At 68.4% G+C, this 18066-nt stretch carries 10 protein-coding genes; 5 read left to right on the top strand and 5 right to left on the bottom strand.

Translation table 11 applies throughout. The annotated features are described in order from the left end of the window. The first annotated feature begins 454 nt into the window (after positions 1-454). The 5 genes from ACIBAF_RS41530 (at position 455) to ACIBAF_RS41510 (ending at position 6157) form a co-directional block, all read left to right on the top strand. Positions 455-1657 (top strand): ABC-three component system protein, encoded by a 1203-nt coding sequence (locus ACIBAF_RS41530; protein WP_399470643.1) that lies wholly within the window; start codon positions 455-457, stop codon positions 1655-1657. Positions 1658-1659: 2 nt separating this feature from the next. After that, positions 1660-2136 (top strand): three component ABC system middle component, encoded by a 477-nt coding sequence (locus ACIBAF_RS41525; RefSeq protein WP_399470641.1) that lies wholly within the window; start codon positions 1660-1662, stop codon positions 2134-2136. 34 nt (positions 2137-2170) lie between these two features. Continuing rightward, complete coding sequence (locus tag ACIBAF_RS41520) at positions 2171-4120, top strand: DUF3732 domain-containing protein (protein WP_399470639.1); 1950 nt, start codon at positions 2171-2173, stop codon at positions 4118-4120. A gap of 573 nt (positions 4121-4693) precedes the next feature. Further along, positions 4694-5083 carry a hypothetical protein gene (locus ACIBAF_RS41515; protein WP_399470637.1) on the top strand — a complete coding sequence of 130 codons (390 nt, stop codon included), beginning with the start codon at positions 4694-4696 and terminating at the stop codon, positions 5081-5083. A 438-nt stretch (positions 5084-5521) separates the two neighbouring features. Further along, positions 5522-6157, top strand: a complete 636-nt coding sequence (locus tag ACIBAF_RS41510; protein ID WP_399470635.1) for a hypothetical protein — start codon at positions 5522-5524, stop codon at positions 6155-6157. 247 nt (positions 6158-6404) lie between these two features. Here the strand turns inward: ACIBAF_RS41510 and ACIBAF_RS41505 are convergent, their stop codons facing one another. The 5 genes from ACIBAF_RS41505 to ACIBAF_RS41485 form a co-directional block, all read right to left on the bottom strand. Beyond that, on the bottom strand, positions 6405-7487 hold the full coding sequence (locus tag ACIBAF_RS41505; protein ID WP_399470633.1) for a hypothetical protein: 1083 nt from the start codon (positions 7485-7487) through the stop codon (positions 6405-6407). Then, positions 7484-12118 carry a hypothetical protein gene (locus ACIBAF_RS41500; RefSeq protein WP_399470631.1) on the bottom strand — a complete coding sequence of 1545 codons (4635 nt, stop codon included), beginning with the start codon at positions 12116-12118 and terminating at the stop codon, positions 7484-7486. Before ACIBAF_RS41500 ends, ACIBAF_RS41505 begins: the two co-directional genes overlap by 4 nt. A gap of 1 nt (position 12119) precedes the next feature. Then, positions 12120-12884, bottom strand: coding sequence for a hypothetical protein (locus ACIBAF_RS41495; protein WP_399470629.1), 765 nt, complete (start codon positions 12882-12884; stop codon positions 12120-12122). Further along, the gene (locus ACIBAF_RS41490; RefSeq protein WP_399470627.1) at positions 12881-14434 is read right to left on the bottom strand and encodes a hypothetical protein; all 1554 of its coding nucleotides are present in this window, start codon (positions 14432-14434) and stop codon (positions 12881-12883) included. Before ACIBAF_RS41490 ends, ACIBAF_RS41495 begins: the two co-directional genes overlap by 4 nt. A 382-nt stretch (positions 14435-14816) precedes the next feature. Continuing rightward, positions 14817-18011 (bottom strand): DEAD/DEAH box helicase, encoded by a 3195-nt coding sequence (locus ACIBAF_RS41485; protein ID WP_399470625.1) that lies wholly within the window; start codon positions 18009-18011, stop codon positions 14817-14819. Positions 18012-18066: the final 55 nt, after the last annotated feature.

The following is an 18066-nucleotide window of genomic DNA, read 5'->3' as shown; positions in this document are numbered from 1 at the left end:
GCGGCTCGCGGCTCGCGGCTCGCGGCTCGCGGCTCGCGGCTCGCGGCTCGCGGCTCGCGGCTCGCGGCTCGCGGCTCGCGGCTCGCGGCTCGCGGCTCGCGGCTATGGTGCCTATACCGTACTTCAAGCTGCTTGGCAATCCTCGGGTGGTTCGAGACGGGTGGCCACGTATACGGTAACGAACCCATGGTGGCGGCCGTGCAAGCACGGGTAGCGACTCCCGCCGTCGCGTGACCCCGGGTGATCGTTTGAGTGCCGCGTGTTGCCTGTGAGGTGCTAGGTTACGCCGACAGGGGAGTGGTGGGCGGGTTCCTGGGGGATTCGGCCGCAGCCGCCTACGCCGTAGGCCGTCGCGTCTGCCTCTCCGACGCGGCGAGGAAGCCGTCGTTCAGTGCAGGCTCGACCACAAGTGGGGAACGTGGCGCAAGCAGGGTCGCATTCGGCGGCAGGCCAGATGACCGGGTACCTCTACCAGTGCGAACTTGCCCTGCTGGAACTCGCCGAACGCAGCTGGGACGACATCACGGTCGAAGTCCGTATGGAAGTCCTCGACGACATCGAGTTCCTGTACGAGGAAACAGACGACCCGTTTGTGTTGCTGCAGTCCAAACACCGCGAGAACGCCGGGCGGCTGAGTGAGACCGGCAAGGACTTCTGGCGCTCGGTCGCCTCGTGGATCGACGCGCTGACCGCCCTGGGGTGCCTGTCCGCCGGGACGATGCCCCTGCTGCGGCTGGTCACCACCCAGGTGGCGGCCGAAGACACCTTCCTCCACCAACTACGCCCGGGTACCGGCCGCTCCGTAGCCGACGCCCTGGCCGCCATGGAGCAGGTCGCCCGGGCCGCCGAACCCGACACCACTGCCAAGGACCGCAAGAAGTTCACTGACCTCACGCCGGCGCAGCGCTATCGGCTCGTCGCCGCCATCGAGATCAACGACGCGTCGCCGCTGATGTCAGACCTCGACTCTAGTCTGGCCCGGATACTGGGGATCAGGCCCGGCCAGCACGCCCGCGCCATCCTCGACTACATCAAGGGGTGGTGGTACGGCATGGCCGTGGAGTTGCTGGACAAGAACGGGACACGGGCCACGGTGACCGCCAAGGAACTGCAGTGTCTCCTGGACGAGACCCTAGACCGGTTCGCGGGGAAAAACCTGCCCGTCACCGAGACGCTGCGCCGTCTCACCGCCGCCGAGGTCGCAGCCTACAAGGACCATCTGGTTGTCGCGCAGATGCGGTGGATCGGCCTGAAGGACCGCGCGGTCGCCACCCACCTGAGGGACTACCACTACGCCCGCGCACAGCGTTCGGCATGGCTGCGCGATTTCACGATCACCGAACAGGCGCTCGAGGACTACGAGCGCCTTCTGTGGGACGAGTGGGACCACGTCTTCACCCGCCACACCGACGCGGTCGAGGACGACACCCCCGCCGCGGAGCGCAGGACTGTCGGTAAACGCGTCCTGGACGACACCATGGACAAGGCCGCTGGCATGCCCGCCCGCCCAGGCAGCACCACCGAGGGATGGATCGGCCGCGGCACCATGCACAGCCTCGCCGACCGGGCGCAGAGCGCCGATGACCACGAGTCCGTCGGCTGGCACCCCGACTATCCCGACCTGTGCCAGAACTACAACGAGCAACCAGGCCAGTGACCATGACCAACCACCGTGTCCCCGAAGCGCAGGCCCTGCTCAACACGGCTTTCGGCGCCTATCTCCTGGCCACCGGCGTCCACGCCGCCACCAAGAAGGCCGGCCACCCCCTGCCCTGGCCCAGCGTCTTCCTGGTCCTGCCGTTCGTGCTGCCCACCGACACCCGCAAGGACCTGCCCACCCAGGCCGTCCACTCGATGTCCGCCTGGCTCACCGAACACCCCCAGCACCAGGCCGCGTTCGCACACCGGTGCGCCGCGCTGACCGACTACACCCGTGCCAGCCTGCGTACCGCTGTCCGCCACCACGCCATCGAGGTGACCCCGACAGGACTGCGCTGCCCCCGCGCGCCGAAAGCCGCCTCGGCAGCGGCGAGCGAGGAAGTCGCGGACTGCGCCCGCCGCGCGGGCCTCGTCGGCCGCTGGCTCGCCGTCGTCGACCCCGCCCTGGCCTACAGCCTCCTGGGCGTCCGTCCCTGACCTCCCCTCTCCACAAAGGAGCTTGCGAACCACCATGCAGCTACTCGCCCTGGCCCTCTACCACCGAGACGGCCGGCCCACCCCCAGGGTCGTGCGGTTTCGCCCGGGGGCGCTCAACATCCTCACCGGCGAGTCCGAAACCGGAAAGTCCGAGATCCTCGACATCGTCGACTACTGCCTGGGCCGCAGCACCCCCAACCTGCCCGACGAACCCATCGACCGGACCGTGGGCTGGTACGCACTCCTGGTCGCCTTCCGCGACAGCCGCATGCTCCTCGCCAGGCCCCGGCCTGCAGGCGCCTCCACCACCCAGGCCATGATCCGCACCGGCGGCGACACGCTTGACCTGCCCCGCGCCGATGAACTGACACCCAACTCGAACGTCGCCGCGCTGCGCAGCCAGGTCAGCGCCCGCCTGGGCATCGAGGACTTCCGGTTCCAGCCTCCCACCGGCGCCGCACGCGCGGCCTTTGACGTCTCCGTCGCCCAGGCGGCCCTGCTGTGCTTCCAGAACCAGAACGAGATCGCCGACAAGAAGGCCCTCTTCCACCGCCAGACCGAGACCGGCATGGCCCAGACCCTCAAGGACACCCTGCCCTACTTCCTGGGAGCAGCCGGCCCCGAACAGGCCCTGCGCCGCTACCACTTGAACGAGGCCCAGCGCGCCCAGCGTGCCGCTCAGCGCAAGCTCGACGACGCTCAGCGCCACCGCGAGGCGGTGGACGCGAGCGGCGTCGCCCTGCTCCGCCTCGCCCAGAGCGAAGGGCTCCTGGAGGAAGTCCCCGCCGCTCCCGGCCCCGAGGAGATCCGCAGGCTGCTGGAACAGGCGCTTACCATCACGGTGTCGACCGTGGGCCCGGTGGACCTGAGGGACCGGCGCCAGGGCCTGAGCGATGAACGGCGGGAACTGCGCGAGCAGTTGCAGCAGCTCGACGAGGCACTGACCCTGGTGGACCGCTGGCAAAAGCAGGGCGAGGCCTTCACCGGCGAGCTGCACCTCCAACTCGGCCGCCTCAAATCCATCAACCTCCTGGGCCCCGAACGCGACGACACGGCCGTCTGCCCGATGTGCGCGCGCCCGCTGGAGGAGCCGGACGCATCGGCCGCCGAGATCACCGCGCTCACCGAACAGCTCTCGGAGGAACTCGACCAGGTCCAGACCATCCAGCCGATCCGCGACGAGCACCGCAGGTCCCTGCAGACCGAGCGGACAGGTGTCGTCGAACGCCTCCGGGTCAACGGGGCACAGCTGAGAGAACTCGCCGCCAGCGACGAACGCATGCGCAGCCTCCAGGACCAGCACGTGCGCATCGCCCGGATCCAGGGACGCATCGACCAGGCGCTCACCGCAGGCACAGGATCACCCGCCGGTGACATCGGCGAACTGCGCAACAACCTGATCCTGGCACGGGAGAACGTCACCACCCTCCAAACTCTGATCGACGAGGACGACGTCACCGCCGAGACGGAACGGCGCCTCACCGACGTCGCCGCCAACATGACCGCCTGGGCCAGGCGCCTGGAACTCGGACAGGCCGCATCGGCGGACGAAGTCGCCATCAGCCTGAGCCAGCTCAACGTCGTCGTACGACGCCCCCAAGGACGCCTCCCGCTCAACCGCATCGGCAGCGCCAAGAACTGGATCGGCTACCACATGGTCGCCCACCTCGCCCTGCACACCTACTTCCGGCTCCACAACCGGCCCGTCCCTGGCTTCCTCATGCTCGACCAGCCGACCCAGGCCTTCTTCCCCGCGAAGATCAAAGACGCCACTACCGTCCAGGACGCCGACTGGGACACCGTCACCTCCTACTTCGAACTGCTCAGGGACGTGGCCGACCTCAACGAAGGCGCACTGCAGATCATCGTGTGCGACCATGCCAACCTCACGGAGGAACCCTGGTTCCAGGACGCCATCGTCGAGAACTGGCGGCCGGAGGACGGACACCGCAAGGCACTGATCCCCAACGACTGGCTCGACTGACCCACAGCTCCCGGACCGCACGCGTCTGCCGGCTGTGCACAGCAGAGTCCTTCTCTGCCATCTGCCGGGTGCTGGCGGACGGGAGAAGCCCGCTGCTTCGGGGACCGCCCATCTGTCTCCCGAAGCACCGGTGCCCGCCGCCCGTACCTGCATGATCGAATCAGCCAGGGAGTTCTCCGAGCCGGACGGGTAAACCCCTTGGGCATCCGCAGGGATCCTGGAACAACCAACCGCAAGCAGCCAGGTAGCCACATCAAAGAGACATTGCTTCCCTGAGCCGGGAGGAGCTTCCCATCTTGGCGTTTGATAGTCTGGCGGTTTTCCGTAATCAGCTTATGTTGCCTGACCGCTCAGGAACGGATGCTGCCACCAGAGCCTCCGCTACCTGCCATTCCGGAGCTGTAAGTCCTTCCTGCCTTTCGTCAACGGGGCGTCCGGATCAGAGAGACCGGATGGATGTGACCCGGTGAGTGCCATACGGTACTGCCGTTCGTTATGCCTCGTGCCATGGTGTGGAAGCGAGCGAGGACAGAGAGGCAGCCCGTGCGCCTGCCAGCGAACAGTTCTGCCAGAGTGGATCCCTGGACCGGATACGAATGGGTGGTCTGGCAGATCGAGGTGATCGATCCTGAGCACAGGATCAGTGAGCCGTATGCATCGGAAGGCGTGGGGTTTCTGCTGGATGAGTACAGCCGGGAAGCGGTGGCTGATCTTGCTGGTCGGCGGGGATGCGTCTACGAGGGCTCCTGGGAAGGAGCCTGGGGCAGCGACAACGACCCCTGCTATAGGTGGTGGTTCCGGGTGCCGCAGGCCCAGCACAGCCAACGCGGCCCCCGGGGATGGCCGGTGGCGGTGGAGGAGTGTCAGCAGGCGCTCGACCGATTCTTCTGCGACCACCACCACTGGTGGGGAATCGTCGACAGGCGCCGTACTGAGGCACTGAGAGCCGGATTTCAAGCGTAAGCCGGGCGACCGGTCGAACTCCCGCATAGGTGAATCCCGGGCTTCAACTCGAGGAGGAAGCTAAACAAAAGAAGCGGTACCCGTACTTGACAAGGACGCCTCTATGGACCGGACGGGAGTGAGCCGTTGGCGGCGTGACGATCCGGCTCGGCGAAGACGCTTCCCTGACAGAGCGCGACGAGTTCTTGACAACCACTGATGGCAACCTTCGGCCACAGCGCTCACGAGGACGAGTGAGTCTTCCTCGCTCGCGGCCATGCTGGCGGGCGGTCCTGTTTACGCTTCCTGACAATGCGCGGCCACTGCCCTATCGGATTCAGTGGGAGCAGATACAGGGGCGGGGCCATGAAGTGTTCACGGGACAGCGTTTCCACCGGATCTCAGTGCCGCAGAAACGCCGCAGAATGGCCGGGATTTGACGATCTGCCAGAGCCTGTCGTGGCTTGCTTCACGCACCTCACAGCGCCCGAGCGGGTCGCCTGCGAACAGGCCCGCAAACGGTACAACCGTCTAGCCGCGGAGCGCAGGCGGCAGGAAGAGGCCACACGGCAAGCCTCTCTCGGCGAACAGACGTTGACCGTCGACCGGCCCGACCTGAGCCCGTCGCCGCCGCAATCCCCTTGCGTAGGAAAGTGCATCTCCCAGGAGAAGGCGCTCGGTTATGACAACGATGGGGCAATGACCCAGTGCGCCCACTGTGATGGCTTCGTGTGTCTGCACTGCGGCGTGCAACCCGTGCACGACATGCTCGTCATGTGCGATGCATGCGACCGCCCCCAGCCTGACGATCCCGGCTATGAACCGGTCACACCGCTGGGCGACGAGACATACGAAGGGCCCCTTCCCCAGCAGCGACTCACCTCGGCCGTCGCCAGGATTGTTGCTCACACCGGACGCTCCTACGCCACCGTCAACTGGGTCATCAACCGGCAGTCCGGTGTGAGGAGCCGCTCCGGCGCCACAGAACACGTTATCCGCCGGGCGGCCTGGGTGGCGGGCTACTGGTTGCGGGAACTGGGCGAGGCCCCGCTGGGCAACCAACAGGCCGGGCCGGGGATCGGGACGCCGCGCTGACGGCTTGGAGCGACGCTGTGGGCGGCAGAAAGACAGGGACGATCATGCTGCCGCTCGCACCGCACCGGAGGCTGTAGTCCTGATGGATTGCTGATTGTGTGTCCCTTTCTGTCCCTGGTGCCTCCCGAATCCGGGTGCAGGCAAGCCGTGGCGGGGCCGGACGGGGCCGGACGTGTCGGGGGAGCGCCCACCCCGCCAACGGCTCTGGCGGACGCTGCTGCAGCGCCCCACGTTGGGGCGCCGCTCTTCACGCCGGTCCGGCGTCGGCGGGTTGCCCCAGCAGCTGCGGCAGCAGGCAGCGGCCCGGATCCAGCACGGCGCGCACCTCCGGCAGGGGGAGTGCTTCCTGCCGCATCACATGGCCGGACAGCAGCAGTTGGACGGCCTGGTCGGCGTAGGGGTCTGGAAGCCAGCAGGCGGCAGCCCGGATCCGGTCGGCATCACCAGATGGGACGACGCGCGGACTTCGCTCGAAAAGTGCCCGGTAGAGACCCACGGCGGGCCTGAGCAGCGGCAGACCGGCGGTCTGGGCGCGCTCGGCTGCCAGCTGGGCGCATTCCAGCCCGTCGGTGTCGAGATCCGCGTACAGCAGCAGATCGGTGACCGGATGGGCGCGTTCGGTGAAGGTCTCCAGGCAGGTGGGGAGGGAGGCGATGAGCTGGTCGCCTTTGCCGTACGCCAGCCAGCCCACCTCCTGCGATGAGGGCCAGGCGTTGAAGATGCGGCGCAGGCTGGTGAAGGCGGCGCTGTTCTCGACGATCAGCATCCAGGGGGCGGGGCCGAGTTCGAACATGGCCAGCGGTGCAGGGGCAGGGAAGGCGCGCAGATGCTCGCCAACGCTGAGCAGGCCGGCCGTCACCAGGTGGTGGGAGCCGATGCGCGCCAGGTGTTTCTCGTCCCCGTACAGCTCGTAGGAGCGTTCCGCGATGGGGACCGGCTCGACGTCCGGCCGGTCCCGCTGGAGGGTGTTGATGGGGGCGAGCAGGTCCTGATCGGCCCGACTGAGCGTCAGGTGCCTGGCGAAGGCCAGGGCCTGGGTCCACGCCCGGGGAGCCGGCCGTGGGGCCGGCGCGCGGCGAGGTGCGAGACGTTCCACCCAGCGGGGCAGGGGCGGGAGGGCACTGTGGTCCCAGCCGCTGTCGCCGACCGGGAGCCGCACGGTGCCATTGTCCTTGAGTTCCCGGACCGCGTCGGCGAGGATGCGGCGCCGCAGCGGCGACGTGGGCAGGCTGGAGTCGCCCTCGTCAGCCGCTTCGGCCAGGGCATCGAAGCCGATCCTCACCCGGGTCTGCGTCTGCAGATGGGCTACCATGCGCTGCGCGGGCGTCAAGACTCCGCACCACCCGGGGGCTCCGGCTCGCTGCCCTGCCGGGGAATGTCCGTCGCGCGCGGATTATGGGGCGATGGCTGTTCGCCGTCGGGGCGGTGCAGACGCGCCGAGGTGATGCCGTGGCCGTTTGCGTGCTGCAGGCCGCGGCCGACGGCGTCGCCGTAGCGGCCCTCGATCTGTACGTACTGGGCGCGGGTGCGTGCGTCGGTGCCGTTGCGCAGACGGATGATGAGCGGGAACCGCTCCAGGGCCGGAAGGTCGTTGGAGCCGGTGGTGTAGACGAGTTGGATGCCGTGAGCGTGCGCGACCCGGCGCTGCAGGCTGATGAAGGGCGCATAGTTCGACTTGCCGAACGGGTTGTCCAGCATCAGGGTGCCCACGCCCCCTGCCCCTCTGCGGCCCTGCTTGGCGGCGCGCAGCCGGGCCAGCGTGCAGTACAGCAGAACCGAGACGGTGAGCAGCTCTCCGCCGCTGAACTTCTTGATCTGGGTGACCGAGTTGCGCTGGATGGTGTCGAGGGACTGAGTCGGTTTGATGATCTTCGCGACGACGTTGCCGCGCCCACCCAGAGCGGCCAGCACCAATTCCTTCACCAAGGTCATCGCGGTGGGCAGCGCGCTGGCCTTGGCGGTGGAGGGCTGTGACGCCACGTCGTCGATCATCCGGTCGACATGGGCCGACACACGGCGGGCGAGTACCTCGTCGTCGGGGACGTGCCGGATCTCCAGGCTCAAGAACGGCTGGCCCGACCAGCTTCCCAGCCCCTGCGGCAGCCGGGAGTGCTGGGCCACTTCCTTCAGGTCGTCCAGGGTCGTTTTGACCAGCTCCACACAGGCCTGCACCACCATCAGATGGTCCTCGGCGAGTCCGGCCAGTTCGTCCAGGACGGTCTTCTCCCTCAGATCGATGTCGTCGATCAGTTCGGCCAGGCGCACGGGGTGGCCGAGGTCGCTCTGCAGACGTTCCCGCAACTGCCCGTCGATGACCTGCGTGTAGGTGCCGTCCTGGGCCAGCAGCTGCACTTTGCGCAGGGACTTCTCCAGCTGTTTACGAGCCCGTTCCCGGTCCTCCAGGGCTTTCTCGACGACGCTGAGCACGGCCTGTTCCATGAACTCGGCCTGCCCGGGTGACGGGGAGGCCAATGTGCCGCTGTCGGCCTGCAGCTCAACCAGCAGGACATCGAGACGGGCGGCCTCGGCGGCGTCCGGTGGCGTGTCCGATGTGCCGATGCCGCAGCGTTGTACCGCTGTCGTCACGGCCTGGGCGCAGCGGCTGACCCCGTGGGCCGCGTTGCGGGCTTTCTCCGTCGCCGTCCCGAGCTCGGATGCCGTCAGCTGGAGGGCGTGCACCTCCTGTTGTGCACGCCGGGCGGACTCCTGGGCCGCTGCCAGTTCGGTGTGGGCCTCGGCGGATCCGCTGAATGGGCCGCCCGGCTCATCGGGAGCGTCCCAGGCAGGATCGAGGGCCTCCACGGCCGACCGCGCGTCCTCCTGCGCGGCCCAGGCCTGGCTCTTCGTGTGCTTGGCAACGCCGACCTGTTCCAGCGCGGTGCGCTGTGCGGTGTCGGCCTCCGCCCGCGCCCTGGCGCGCTCGTCGGCATCGGTGGCACGAGGTGAGCGGGAGAATTCCTCAGCCGCATTCCGCTCCGCGGTGCCGCTGGCGGGCAGGGAACGAGCCAGAGCGGTAATGCGTTCGGCACACGCGCGGGCCCGCGCGCGCAGCTCGTCGTCCCCGATCTCGTTCTGCCAGTCGCGGCGGGCCCGCTCGTAGCGCTCGCGCAGGCTCTCCACCGGCGAGGCCGCGATCTCCGCTTGGCTCAGGCCGTGGGCACAGGCCTCGGGGAGGGCAGCGGTCAGCTGCTGGACCTCTTCCCGCCAGCGCCGCAGACGTTCCCGGTGCCGACGATATCGCTCACGCCCCTCCTGCTCCCGGGCCGTTGCCGCCGTGTGCTCCATGGCGTGCCGGCGCACCGCGGCCTGATGCTCCGCCAGATCCTGCTGAGCCTGCCGCGCGGCCTCTTGGCAGGCGGGCAGCTCAGCATGCTGTGCGGCCAGCTGCCGCGCATCGGCCAGCTGTGACGCCAGCTCGGCCAGCTGCGTCGCCAGGCTCTCGCTCTCCTCCCGCGCGCCAACGGCCCTTTGGCGCGTGTCACCGGCCTGCTCGTTCAACAGCCGCTCCTGGCTGTCCAGGGCCTCGACCTGTTCCTCCAGACGGGCGACGCCGTCCTCAAGGACGGCACGGGCCCGCGGGCCGAAGACGTCCAGGTGGGCCTGGAGCTTCTGTGCCAGCGCGGCGTCCTTCGTACGCCGCCGCACCAGGGCGCTCTTGCGCTCCTGCGCTCCCGCCAGCCGGTGCCGCAGCCGGTCGTGTTCCCGCTGCGCGGCGTCGGGTTCCAGCGCCGCCGGGTGCACGGGCACAACCAGCATCCCCACGCCGCCGGGCGAAACGGCCGTCTGCTGTGCCTGCGCATCGGTGCTTACCGTGATGACGGCCGTACTCACCCCCGCCTTGCGTACCCGCGCCTCCAGACCGGCATCGGGGACAGGCCCGCACACCACCACGCCGCCGACCAGATGCGGCACGGCAGCGATGATCTCCTCATGCCGGTGCGCGGGGAAGGCCTCACGCAAAAACTGCAGCCCCGGCACGGCCGGCACTCCCTGCTCACGCAGACGCTGCACTGCGCGTTCCAGCTCCACCGGCGGCGGCAGAAAGCCATCCTGGTCCAAGGCATCTGCTGCCCGCTGGTCCTCGACCGTCTCCTGCTGTTCCTTCAGCAGCTGCACATCCGCCTGCTGCCCCGCTTCGGCCAGCAGGTTCAGCAGGTCTTCGGCGACGTGGTCCAGGTCAAGGACGGTGCCGTCCTCGGCACACGCCAGCTCCAGCAGGCGCGGGTCACCCGCCAACGCGCGGCGCTCCGCCTGCAGCCGGTCCAGCCGGTCCCATTGCGCTCCGTGCTGCTCGCGGGCCGCCGCGAGCTTCACCGCGGTGGTCGTCTGCTGGGCAGCGAGGTCCGACAGCCGCTTCACCGCGTCGGCCAGCCGGCCGTGGCACCGGGCCAGCCGTTCCTCGGCCCCGGCATGGTCGGCCTCCCACCGGCGCAGGGCCTCTCCGGGGTCCTCCGACGGGCCGATCAGCCCGCGCCGGCGCGCTGCCGTGAGACGGTCCTGCGCTGCAGACAGCGTCTGTGCCGCCTGCCGCAGCCGGGCCTTGGCCTGTCCCGTCGCCTCCGTGGCCTCGGCGCGGTCGGCCTCCGCCGCGGCCGCCTCGTCGGCGGCCGCCCGGCAGGCCTCCTTGGCCTCGTCGGCGGCACAGGCCAACTCCGCGATCGCACCGGACAGTCTGTCCCGCAGGGCCGCACCGGCGGCCTCCGCCGCCCCCCGCAGCGGCGCCTGCCGTGCGTCCTGCCGCCCGAGCCGCTCCCGCAGTTCCCGATCTTCCTGCCGCCGTGCCGCAAGTTCGAGGAGGGGCTCCACCAGATCCCACGCGCGGCGGGTCACGGCCGCGGCGGCTTCTGCCAGCTCACACCCGCGCAAGCGCTCCTCCGCCTCAACGACCGCCCAGTGCGCTGTCTGGTGCGTGAGTACCGTCAGCCGCCGCTTCTGCTGCGCGGTACGCGCCCGGGCCTGCTGTGCCTGCGTCTGCGCGTCCTTAGCCTGCTGCGCGGCTTGTGCGGCCGAGCAGTCCAGCTCGGCGGCCCGCCGGTCAAGATGCTCCGCGGCACGTCGGGCGAGTGCGGCCTGCTGGACGACGTCGTCGTTGCGGGCAGAGGCCCGGACGCTGTCCTCCCGGACCGGCTTCAGCGCCAGCATCGCCGCGGCGAGGAAACGCTGCTCCGTCTCCCGGCCGGGACGCTTGGCCAGCCTGTCGGCCTGCTCCGCCAACGACGCGCGGACCAGGCCGGGCTCCGTTGTCTCGCAGACGAGGTCGATGAGGAAGTTGATGAAGTCCTCGCAGGTGGAGAACTGGAACAGGTTGGTGATCCCGCCTTCCTCGCGGTTCATGTTCCGCTGGATCCGCAGCACGCCCGGGTCGAGCCGGACACCGGTCAGCACCCTCTCCCAGTCGGTCTGGTCTTTGGCGATGCGCAAGTCCAGGCTGCGCTGCGCCTGGTGGGAGGCCGTCAGCGCCTTGAGGTAGGCGTTCTGCGTCAACTGCCCTTCTGCGGTGCGAATGGGCAGCGACTCCAGATCGAGCACGCCCGGCAGCGGACGCAAGGCGTACCAGTGGCGCACCAGCCGCTCCCACTCGGCCGCCGGATCGGCCGGGCGGTGTCCGTCCTGCCACTGGTACACCCCGCCGGTGATCAGCGCCGGGCCTCCCCGTGGCAGCGACGTGTTCTCCCACTCGGCAATGACGTGGGAGGCCTTGGCGTCGGGGACGTAATCGGCCAGGGACTTGTCCTGCTTGTGACCGATGAAGTCGATCTTGGCCGGCAGGAAGAGGCTGAAGAACAGCGACAGCAGGCTCGACTTGCCGCCGCCGTTGCGCAACCACAGGATCACGTCCACGGCAGACATCACCGTGCCGTCGACGCGGCTGGCGCCGCCGGTCAGATCCAGGGTCAGCGATTTGAAGCCGGCAGCGGCGTGGCCGATGTTCTCCAGCCGCAGGCAGCGCAGACGGTACATGTCACGTTTCCTCGGTGTCGGTGTCGGTGTCGGTGTCGGTGTCCGCGGTCTGGGCACGGCGGATATCGCGCAGCGTTTCGAAGGCGGGCAGGGCCGCCGCTTCACGCACCTGCAGCCGGAAGCGGTGCAGCAACCGGTAGTGGCCGGCCCCGAACTCCGGGGCGTGCAGGGCCATGCCCTGGTGCACGAGCCACTCCAGGACCTCCCGGATGACGTTCTGGGTGCTCAGCTGCGTCAGCCCCCGGCCTCCTGCGGTGGGTTTGCAGCTCGGGCGGCCGGCGTACAGCCGCCACACGGCATCGACAGCCGCGTCGGGAACCGGCAGGCCGTCCTCGCCGTGTGACGCTTTGCGTAGCTCTTCCACCAGATGACGCAGGAACTCATCCACCTCGCCGACCCCGATCCGCTTGACGGACTCCTCGTCCAGGTCGTGCTCGGTCGGATACACCCGTGCCGCGATGGCGACATGCACCAGGCCGGTCACCAGGCGCTGCAGCGATGTCCGCCGCAGATCGTCCTTGAGCCGGTAGGTGAACAGACCGCCGTCCACCGCGTGCAGCACCAGCCCCTCCTGGGGATGGGCGGCGATCACTTCCACGCCCAGGCCCTGGGCGATCGCATCGACCCGCTCACGAAAGGCACTGTCCATCCGGTAGCGCTGCAGCAGGTCCCGATAGCGTGCATCGGCCAGCGGACGCCGCCGCGGCTGGCATCCGTAGCGCACCAACTCTGCCGCATCCTCAAGCCCCGAAACGGCGGCGCTCATGCCGCTTCCCCACGTGCGGCATCGCCCGCCGCCACCGGGACGGGCACAACGAGCAGGTCGCTGCCGCGGTAAGCACCGTCGTCGAAGACCTGGCCGTCGTCCAGCACCACCAGCCGCTCACCGAGCAGATCGGACAGGCCATACACCGGACCGTCCTCGTCTTCGGGGTCCGGGGCGAAGGCCTCCAGGACGGACAGCGCGACTACATCGGCTGCGGCCGGACCCAACAGCCGTGCATCGGCGAGCAGTTGCGACAACCGCACCGGGCCTGCCAGGGCGCCCGCGAGCACACTGCGGGCCTGCGCATAGTCGTGGTCACTGTGGACGGAGGCACTCTCCAGCAGATCGTCATCAGTGAGTTCGACCGTCTCGTCGTCGTCGAAGGTGCCGGCGTTCTCCCGCACCGGGGACAGCAGCAGTTGCCACCAGCCACGCAGCCGCGGCAGACGCGTTACCACCGGCCCGCACAGCGCGTCGGTGAACAGCGCGGTCACCTGACCCGCCTCGTGCGGCCCCAGCTCCAGCACGGGCAGGAGCACGTCGCGCTGCACGGAGACCATGGCCAGTTCCGGCATGGGCCGAAAACGCTGCCGGGCCTGGGCATGAAGGAAAGCCGTACGCGCGCCGAGCACTTCCTTGAGCAACTGGGTGTGCCGCTGGCGTGCCCGCTTCAGCAGTTCGAGGATGCGTGCACAGGTCAGAAGCACATCGTCGTCCTCGATGCCGTTGCGGGCCTGCCGCATCAGCCCGATCAGTCCCGTCTCGGACCGTTGCCGCTCAACGAGGTGGCTGCGGGAGGTGTTGAGCAGCTCCGGGACCTGCCTGCGCCAGTCCACGGCCCGTACATCGCGTTCGGTCTCCCTTAGCACGGAGCGAATCTGCTCGGCATACGCCAGCGACAGCCTCAGGCTCTCCCCGGCGCTCTCCTCCGCCCGGCTCCATCGCCCCGACCGCACCTGGCGGCGCAGAATCTCATCCTGCGCGGCCTGCTGGTCCTCCACATCGAAATCCATCCCCGCCAGCAGCAAGTTGATCGCCGGAACGCTCGCCCGCAGCACCGCCTGCCCGTCCCGCCCGATCTCCTCCGTCAGCAGCCGTACTCCCAGCTCCTGCCGACGATGCCCTTCCCGGTAGTCGCTGTAGGGGATGGAGAACTCCACCCCGCCCTCCTGGTCGTTGAGCAGCTCCCGCAGCACGAACCGGGCAACTGCCGTGTGCTCACGGTGATCCCGGTCCGGGGCCGCCACGTGCGCCAGGTCCACCAGAAAGCCCACGACCGCTTCGGTCGTCGCCTCCCGGTCCAGCCCCTGGTGGTGCATCACCACGTCCAGCGCGGCCAACGCCAACGTCCGCGGATCGTAAACCCCGGCAGGGAACTGCTGCCATGCCTGCCGCAGATCCAGCCGGTGCAGCGGACTGGAACGAGCCAGGACCGTGCTGCGCCGCACGAAACCCGGATCGGCCACCAGGGACAGCCAGCCGCTGTCGGCCGCGGCCTCCGGAGCAGCGGCCAGCAGCTGGCGCTCCTCGCTGTCGAGGAGCGCGTCCACATCGAGGAAGCCTTCGCGAAACGGCGGGGAGGAGCCCCGGACAGAAGAAGAAAGCCCGCTTGTCATGGCGAAGAGTGCAGCACTCGGCTCTGACAACCGGGGGTGGAAAGCAGCGAAATCGTCACTCGATGGAGTGACCGCCAAACGAGTGAATGTCGGACGGTGATACTGCTCCCATCAGCAGAGATCTTCAGGCGGCATGATTTTTTCCCGGCGCCTGGTGAGGGCGCTCACGAGCAGCCCGCCCCGCACGTGTCCCCGCCCCCGGCGGGATGCCCGCCGCGCGCGAGGTGTTGTGCCAGACACCGCCGTCAAAGGGCCCGCCCACCCACCAACGCCCCGACGATCTCCCGTTGGCCTCCGCTGTTTCCCAACACGCCCGCTAGCGGCTGCAATAGACGGTGAAACCGCCTGCAGTGACCTGCCGTACGTACTTCTCTGCTCCGGCCAGGAGATACAACTGCCGATCGGTTACGGTGCTGGCCTGCAAACCGGGCTGGGCGATGACGGTGTGGAAGCGGGGAAACAGCAGCCGCGCCTGCTCCATGACGGCGAGCAGGTCCTCGTGCCCGCCGACCTCATAGGGCGAGAAGCCCGGGTTTCGGTGGCTGTAGTGGATGGCGCGGGCCCGCAGGTGCTCCAGGAGGCTCTCCACGTTCCGGCGCCACTTCGCGCCGCCCATGGCCTGGCCGCAGACCTCGTAGAGATCTTCCACCCGGGCGCCCGGCCGCCGCTTGGAGTACTTGCAGTGGACCAGCGTCACATCCAGGTATTCGCCGTCGATTCTGAGACCGACCAGGTCGGCGGCTTCGCCCGACCGGTCGTCGTCGATCAGGACGTCGAAGACCGTCGTGGCCTGCAGGTGGGCGGAGACGCGGTGTTGGATGGAGTGGGGGTGTCGCTGCGGCCTTTGCGACTCCACGGTGAAGTCGATCCCGGACCAGTCCAGCGGGGTCAGCAGCGAGGTGTCGAAGGGGCGGCGGTCATAGCGGGGCGTGATGAGTTTGCTGTCGTCGTCGATGAGATGGTCGCCCTCAAGGAGCAGGTCGGGCTTGTTAGCGTTCAACCATTCCTCCAGGCTCTCGGTCAGGGGCGCGCGTCCGCTGCCGCTGATGACGGCTGCGTCGTGGCCGCGAGGATGGTAGGTCAGGCCCTTGGCGCCGACCTCGGCCCGGTAGGGGACTCTCCACGTGTCGGTGACCAGCGAGAACTGGAAGGGGCCGGTGCGGTCGTAGTCGTCCACCTCGAAGCCGACATCGGTCAGCGCATAGCGCTGATCGTCGAAACGGATGGTGAGGCGGTCCCGGTTGGCGGTGTACACGGTCCAGGGCCATTGCACGCCGAGGAGCACGAGTTCCGGCCGCTCGGTGAGGTCCTGCGGGATGATGAACCCCTTGAAGACCTTCTGTAGGTCGATGCTGTCGTCCAGGAGCTTCGAGCCCTGTCTGTCGCACCAGTCCGTCCAGGCTTTGAGGCTGGAGGCGCTGCTGGGTGACCAGAACCGTCCCAGGGACGCGGCACTGATGGAGACGCTGTCTCCATTGGCCAGGCCAGACGCGGTGATATGTGTCTTGGTCTTGTGCTCTTGGGTGCTGCCGAAGCCCTGGGACACGTCACTTCCGGCGTGCATGGAGAACCGGGTGAAGTGGTCGCGGGCGTCCTTGAGGCCGACGTTCGTCGGGATCAACCGGTCCAGGTGCGCCAGAACCTGGTAGGGGCGCGCCCCATTGATCAGCTCGCAGTCCGTTCCGAGGACGGCTTCGGCAAGTTCGGTGTAGGTCCCGGAATTCTCCGACCCGTGCAGGTACAGAAGACGTCTGTCTCTGTCGAAATAGAGCACGAACAGCTCGTTCACCACGTCCTTCACCACTGACGGCGCCAGCCAGCGCACCGCCGTGCAGTGCTTGACGATGAACCAGGCGACCTGGTCATCGTGGCCGATGGACAGGGCATCGCCCCGCACGCGGCTGTTTCCTGTGAACAGTGCCAAAGCTGCCTCGGGTCTCCATCGATCGGAGGGGGCCCGGTAGGCCACGGCGCTCAACTTCGGCTCAAGAGCGGCGGCAGCGGTGTCCTCAGGCGCGCCGTGGAAGGACACGTCGAACTCGTTGACAGCCTCGGCTGTTGAGGCCGCCCGCTCGGTGAGGTCACGCAACAGGTAGTTCCAGTCGGCGTCCTCCCGCAGCAGCTGGCGCAGCGGAGACGCTCTGGTGCGCGGTTCATGTGCCACCAACATGGTGGCCTCGCCCAGCCCGCTCGCGGCACGGGTGAACCGGCCAATGAACTGGATCATTGGACTGAGACTCTTGCGCGCCGTGTGCATGGCCGCGATCTTCAGCGCCGGCTCGTCGAATCCCTCACCGAGCATGTCGACGCAGACGATGATGCGGCACCGGCGTTCCCCCAACGCCGCTATCGCCGCCCTGCGGCGGGTGGCCCCGATACCCTGGTGCACCACGGCTGGAGCGAATTCAGGCGCCAGACGCTCGTAGAGAACAGCAATCTCCTCGGCCTTGGCGATGTTCTCGGCCCGCGCCATAAGCAGATGGTCGCACCCGGCCGCCAGGTCGGAGCGAAGCTGCTCGACCGCCTGGCGCGCGAGCTTTGCGTCGAGGCCGGACAACCCCGTCACGGCACGGTAGTTGATCCGCCGGAAATAGCCGTCCCGCTGCGCCTCCCTCAGAGGGAAGCGGAAAACTGTCCGACCGGGCAGACTGCGGCGATCCTCCCGAAACGGCGTTGCGGTGAACAGCAGAACGGGCCGGTCACAGAACTCGCCGATGACCTCAGCCCAGGTCCGTGCCGGCGCGTGATGAGCCTCATCGACGATCAAGTGGGTGAACGACTCCAGCAGGGCTGCCCGTACCTGAGGGAGGCTTCTGCTCAGAATCTGCGGAGTGGCCACGACCACGTTGCAGGCCTGTGCGAACAGGGCTGCCTGAGCGGGGTCTTTGAACCCGTGCTCAAGGCGGCCGACATGAGGCCGCAGCGCACCGGGAGTGACGATCTGCTCCCGCTGCAGAATGCCCAGCGTCTCGAACTTTCCCGCAACCTGGTCACGCAGCAATGCACTGGGAACCAGGACCAGCAGCCGCGGCATCGAGGCGGCGACCAGCAGGGCCAGCATGGTTTCGGTCTTGCCGGTGCCGGTGGGCATGACCACGATGCCCGCGCCGCCCACCCCGGAGGCCCAGTGCGCCATCACCGCGTGCAGGGCTCCGATCTGCGGCCGGCGCAGACTGTGCGGTTCCTCGTGGGAGCGGAACCCGATGGCACCGCGGTAAGACTCCACAACCCTCTGCGGGCCATGCGCGTTCCGGCTGCCATACCAGGCGACCGTACCGCCCCTGCCATCCTGAAGCACCGCTGTGAGGGCGTCTCCTTCCAGCGGCGTCTGCGCGGCAGGCCAGCTCCCGAAAACACCCCTCACCCGTAGGACGCCGTGCTCCTGGGTGACCTCCAGATTCCCGCCCGGCACCAGCAGTTGGCGGACTTCGTTGTTCTCGAATCGTGCGGCTTTGGCCCACACGGGCTTTGTGCTCACGTACATGCGCAATGCTCTCAGCAGCGAAGACATACCAGGTGATGTTCTACGGCAGCGGCAACTGAAGATCTTAAGTCGGAAACGAGAC

Source organism: Streptomyces sp. NPDC051677 (genome assembly GCF_044453465.1).
In the GTDB taxonomy this organism is placed as follows: Bacteria; Actinomycetota; Actinomycetes; order Streptomycetales; family Streptomycetaceae; genus Streptomyces.
This window is presented reverse-complemented; position numbering and strand designations above follow the sequence as displayed.

What these genes read in the sequence shown, in the direction of transcription:
- ACIBAF_RS41530 (WP_399470643.1), top strand. Translation starts at nt 455, where the DNA reads ATGACCGGGTACCTCTACCAGTGCGAACTTGCCCTGCTGGAACTCGCC.
- ACIBAF_RS41525 (WP_399470641.1), top strand. Translation starts at nt 1,660, where the DNA reads ATGACCAACCACCGTGTCCCCGAAGCGCAGGCCCTGCTCAACACGGCT.
- ACIBAF_RS41520 (WP_399470639.1), top strand. Translation starts at nt 2,171, where the DNA reads ATGCAGCTACTCGCCCTGGCCCTCTACCACCGAGACGGCCGGCCCACC.
- ACIBAF_RS41500 (WP_399470631.1), bottom strand. Translation starts at nt 12,118, where the DNA reads ATGTACCGTCTGCGCTGCCTGCGGCTGGAGAACATCGGCCACGCCGCT.
- ACIBAF_RS41495 (WP_399470629.1), bottom strand. Translation starts at nt 12,884, where the DNA reads ATGAGCGCCGCCGTTTCGGGGCTTGAGGATGCGGCAGAGTTGGTGCGC.
- ACIBAF_RS41485 (WP_399470625.1), bottom strand. Translation starts at nt 18,011, where the DNA reads ATGTCTTCGCTGCTGAGAGCATTGCGCATGTACGTGAGCACAAAGCCC.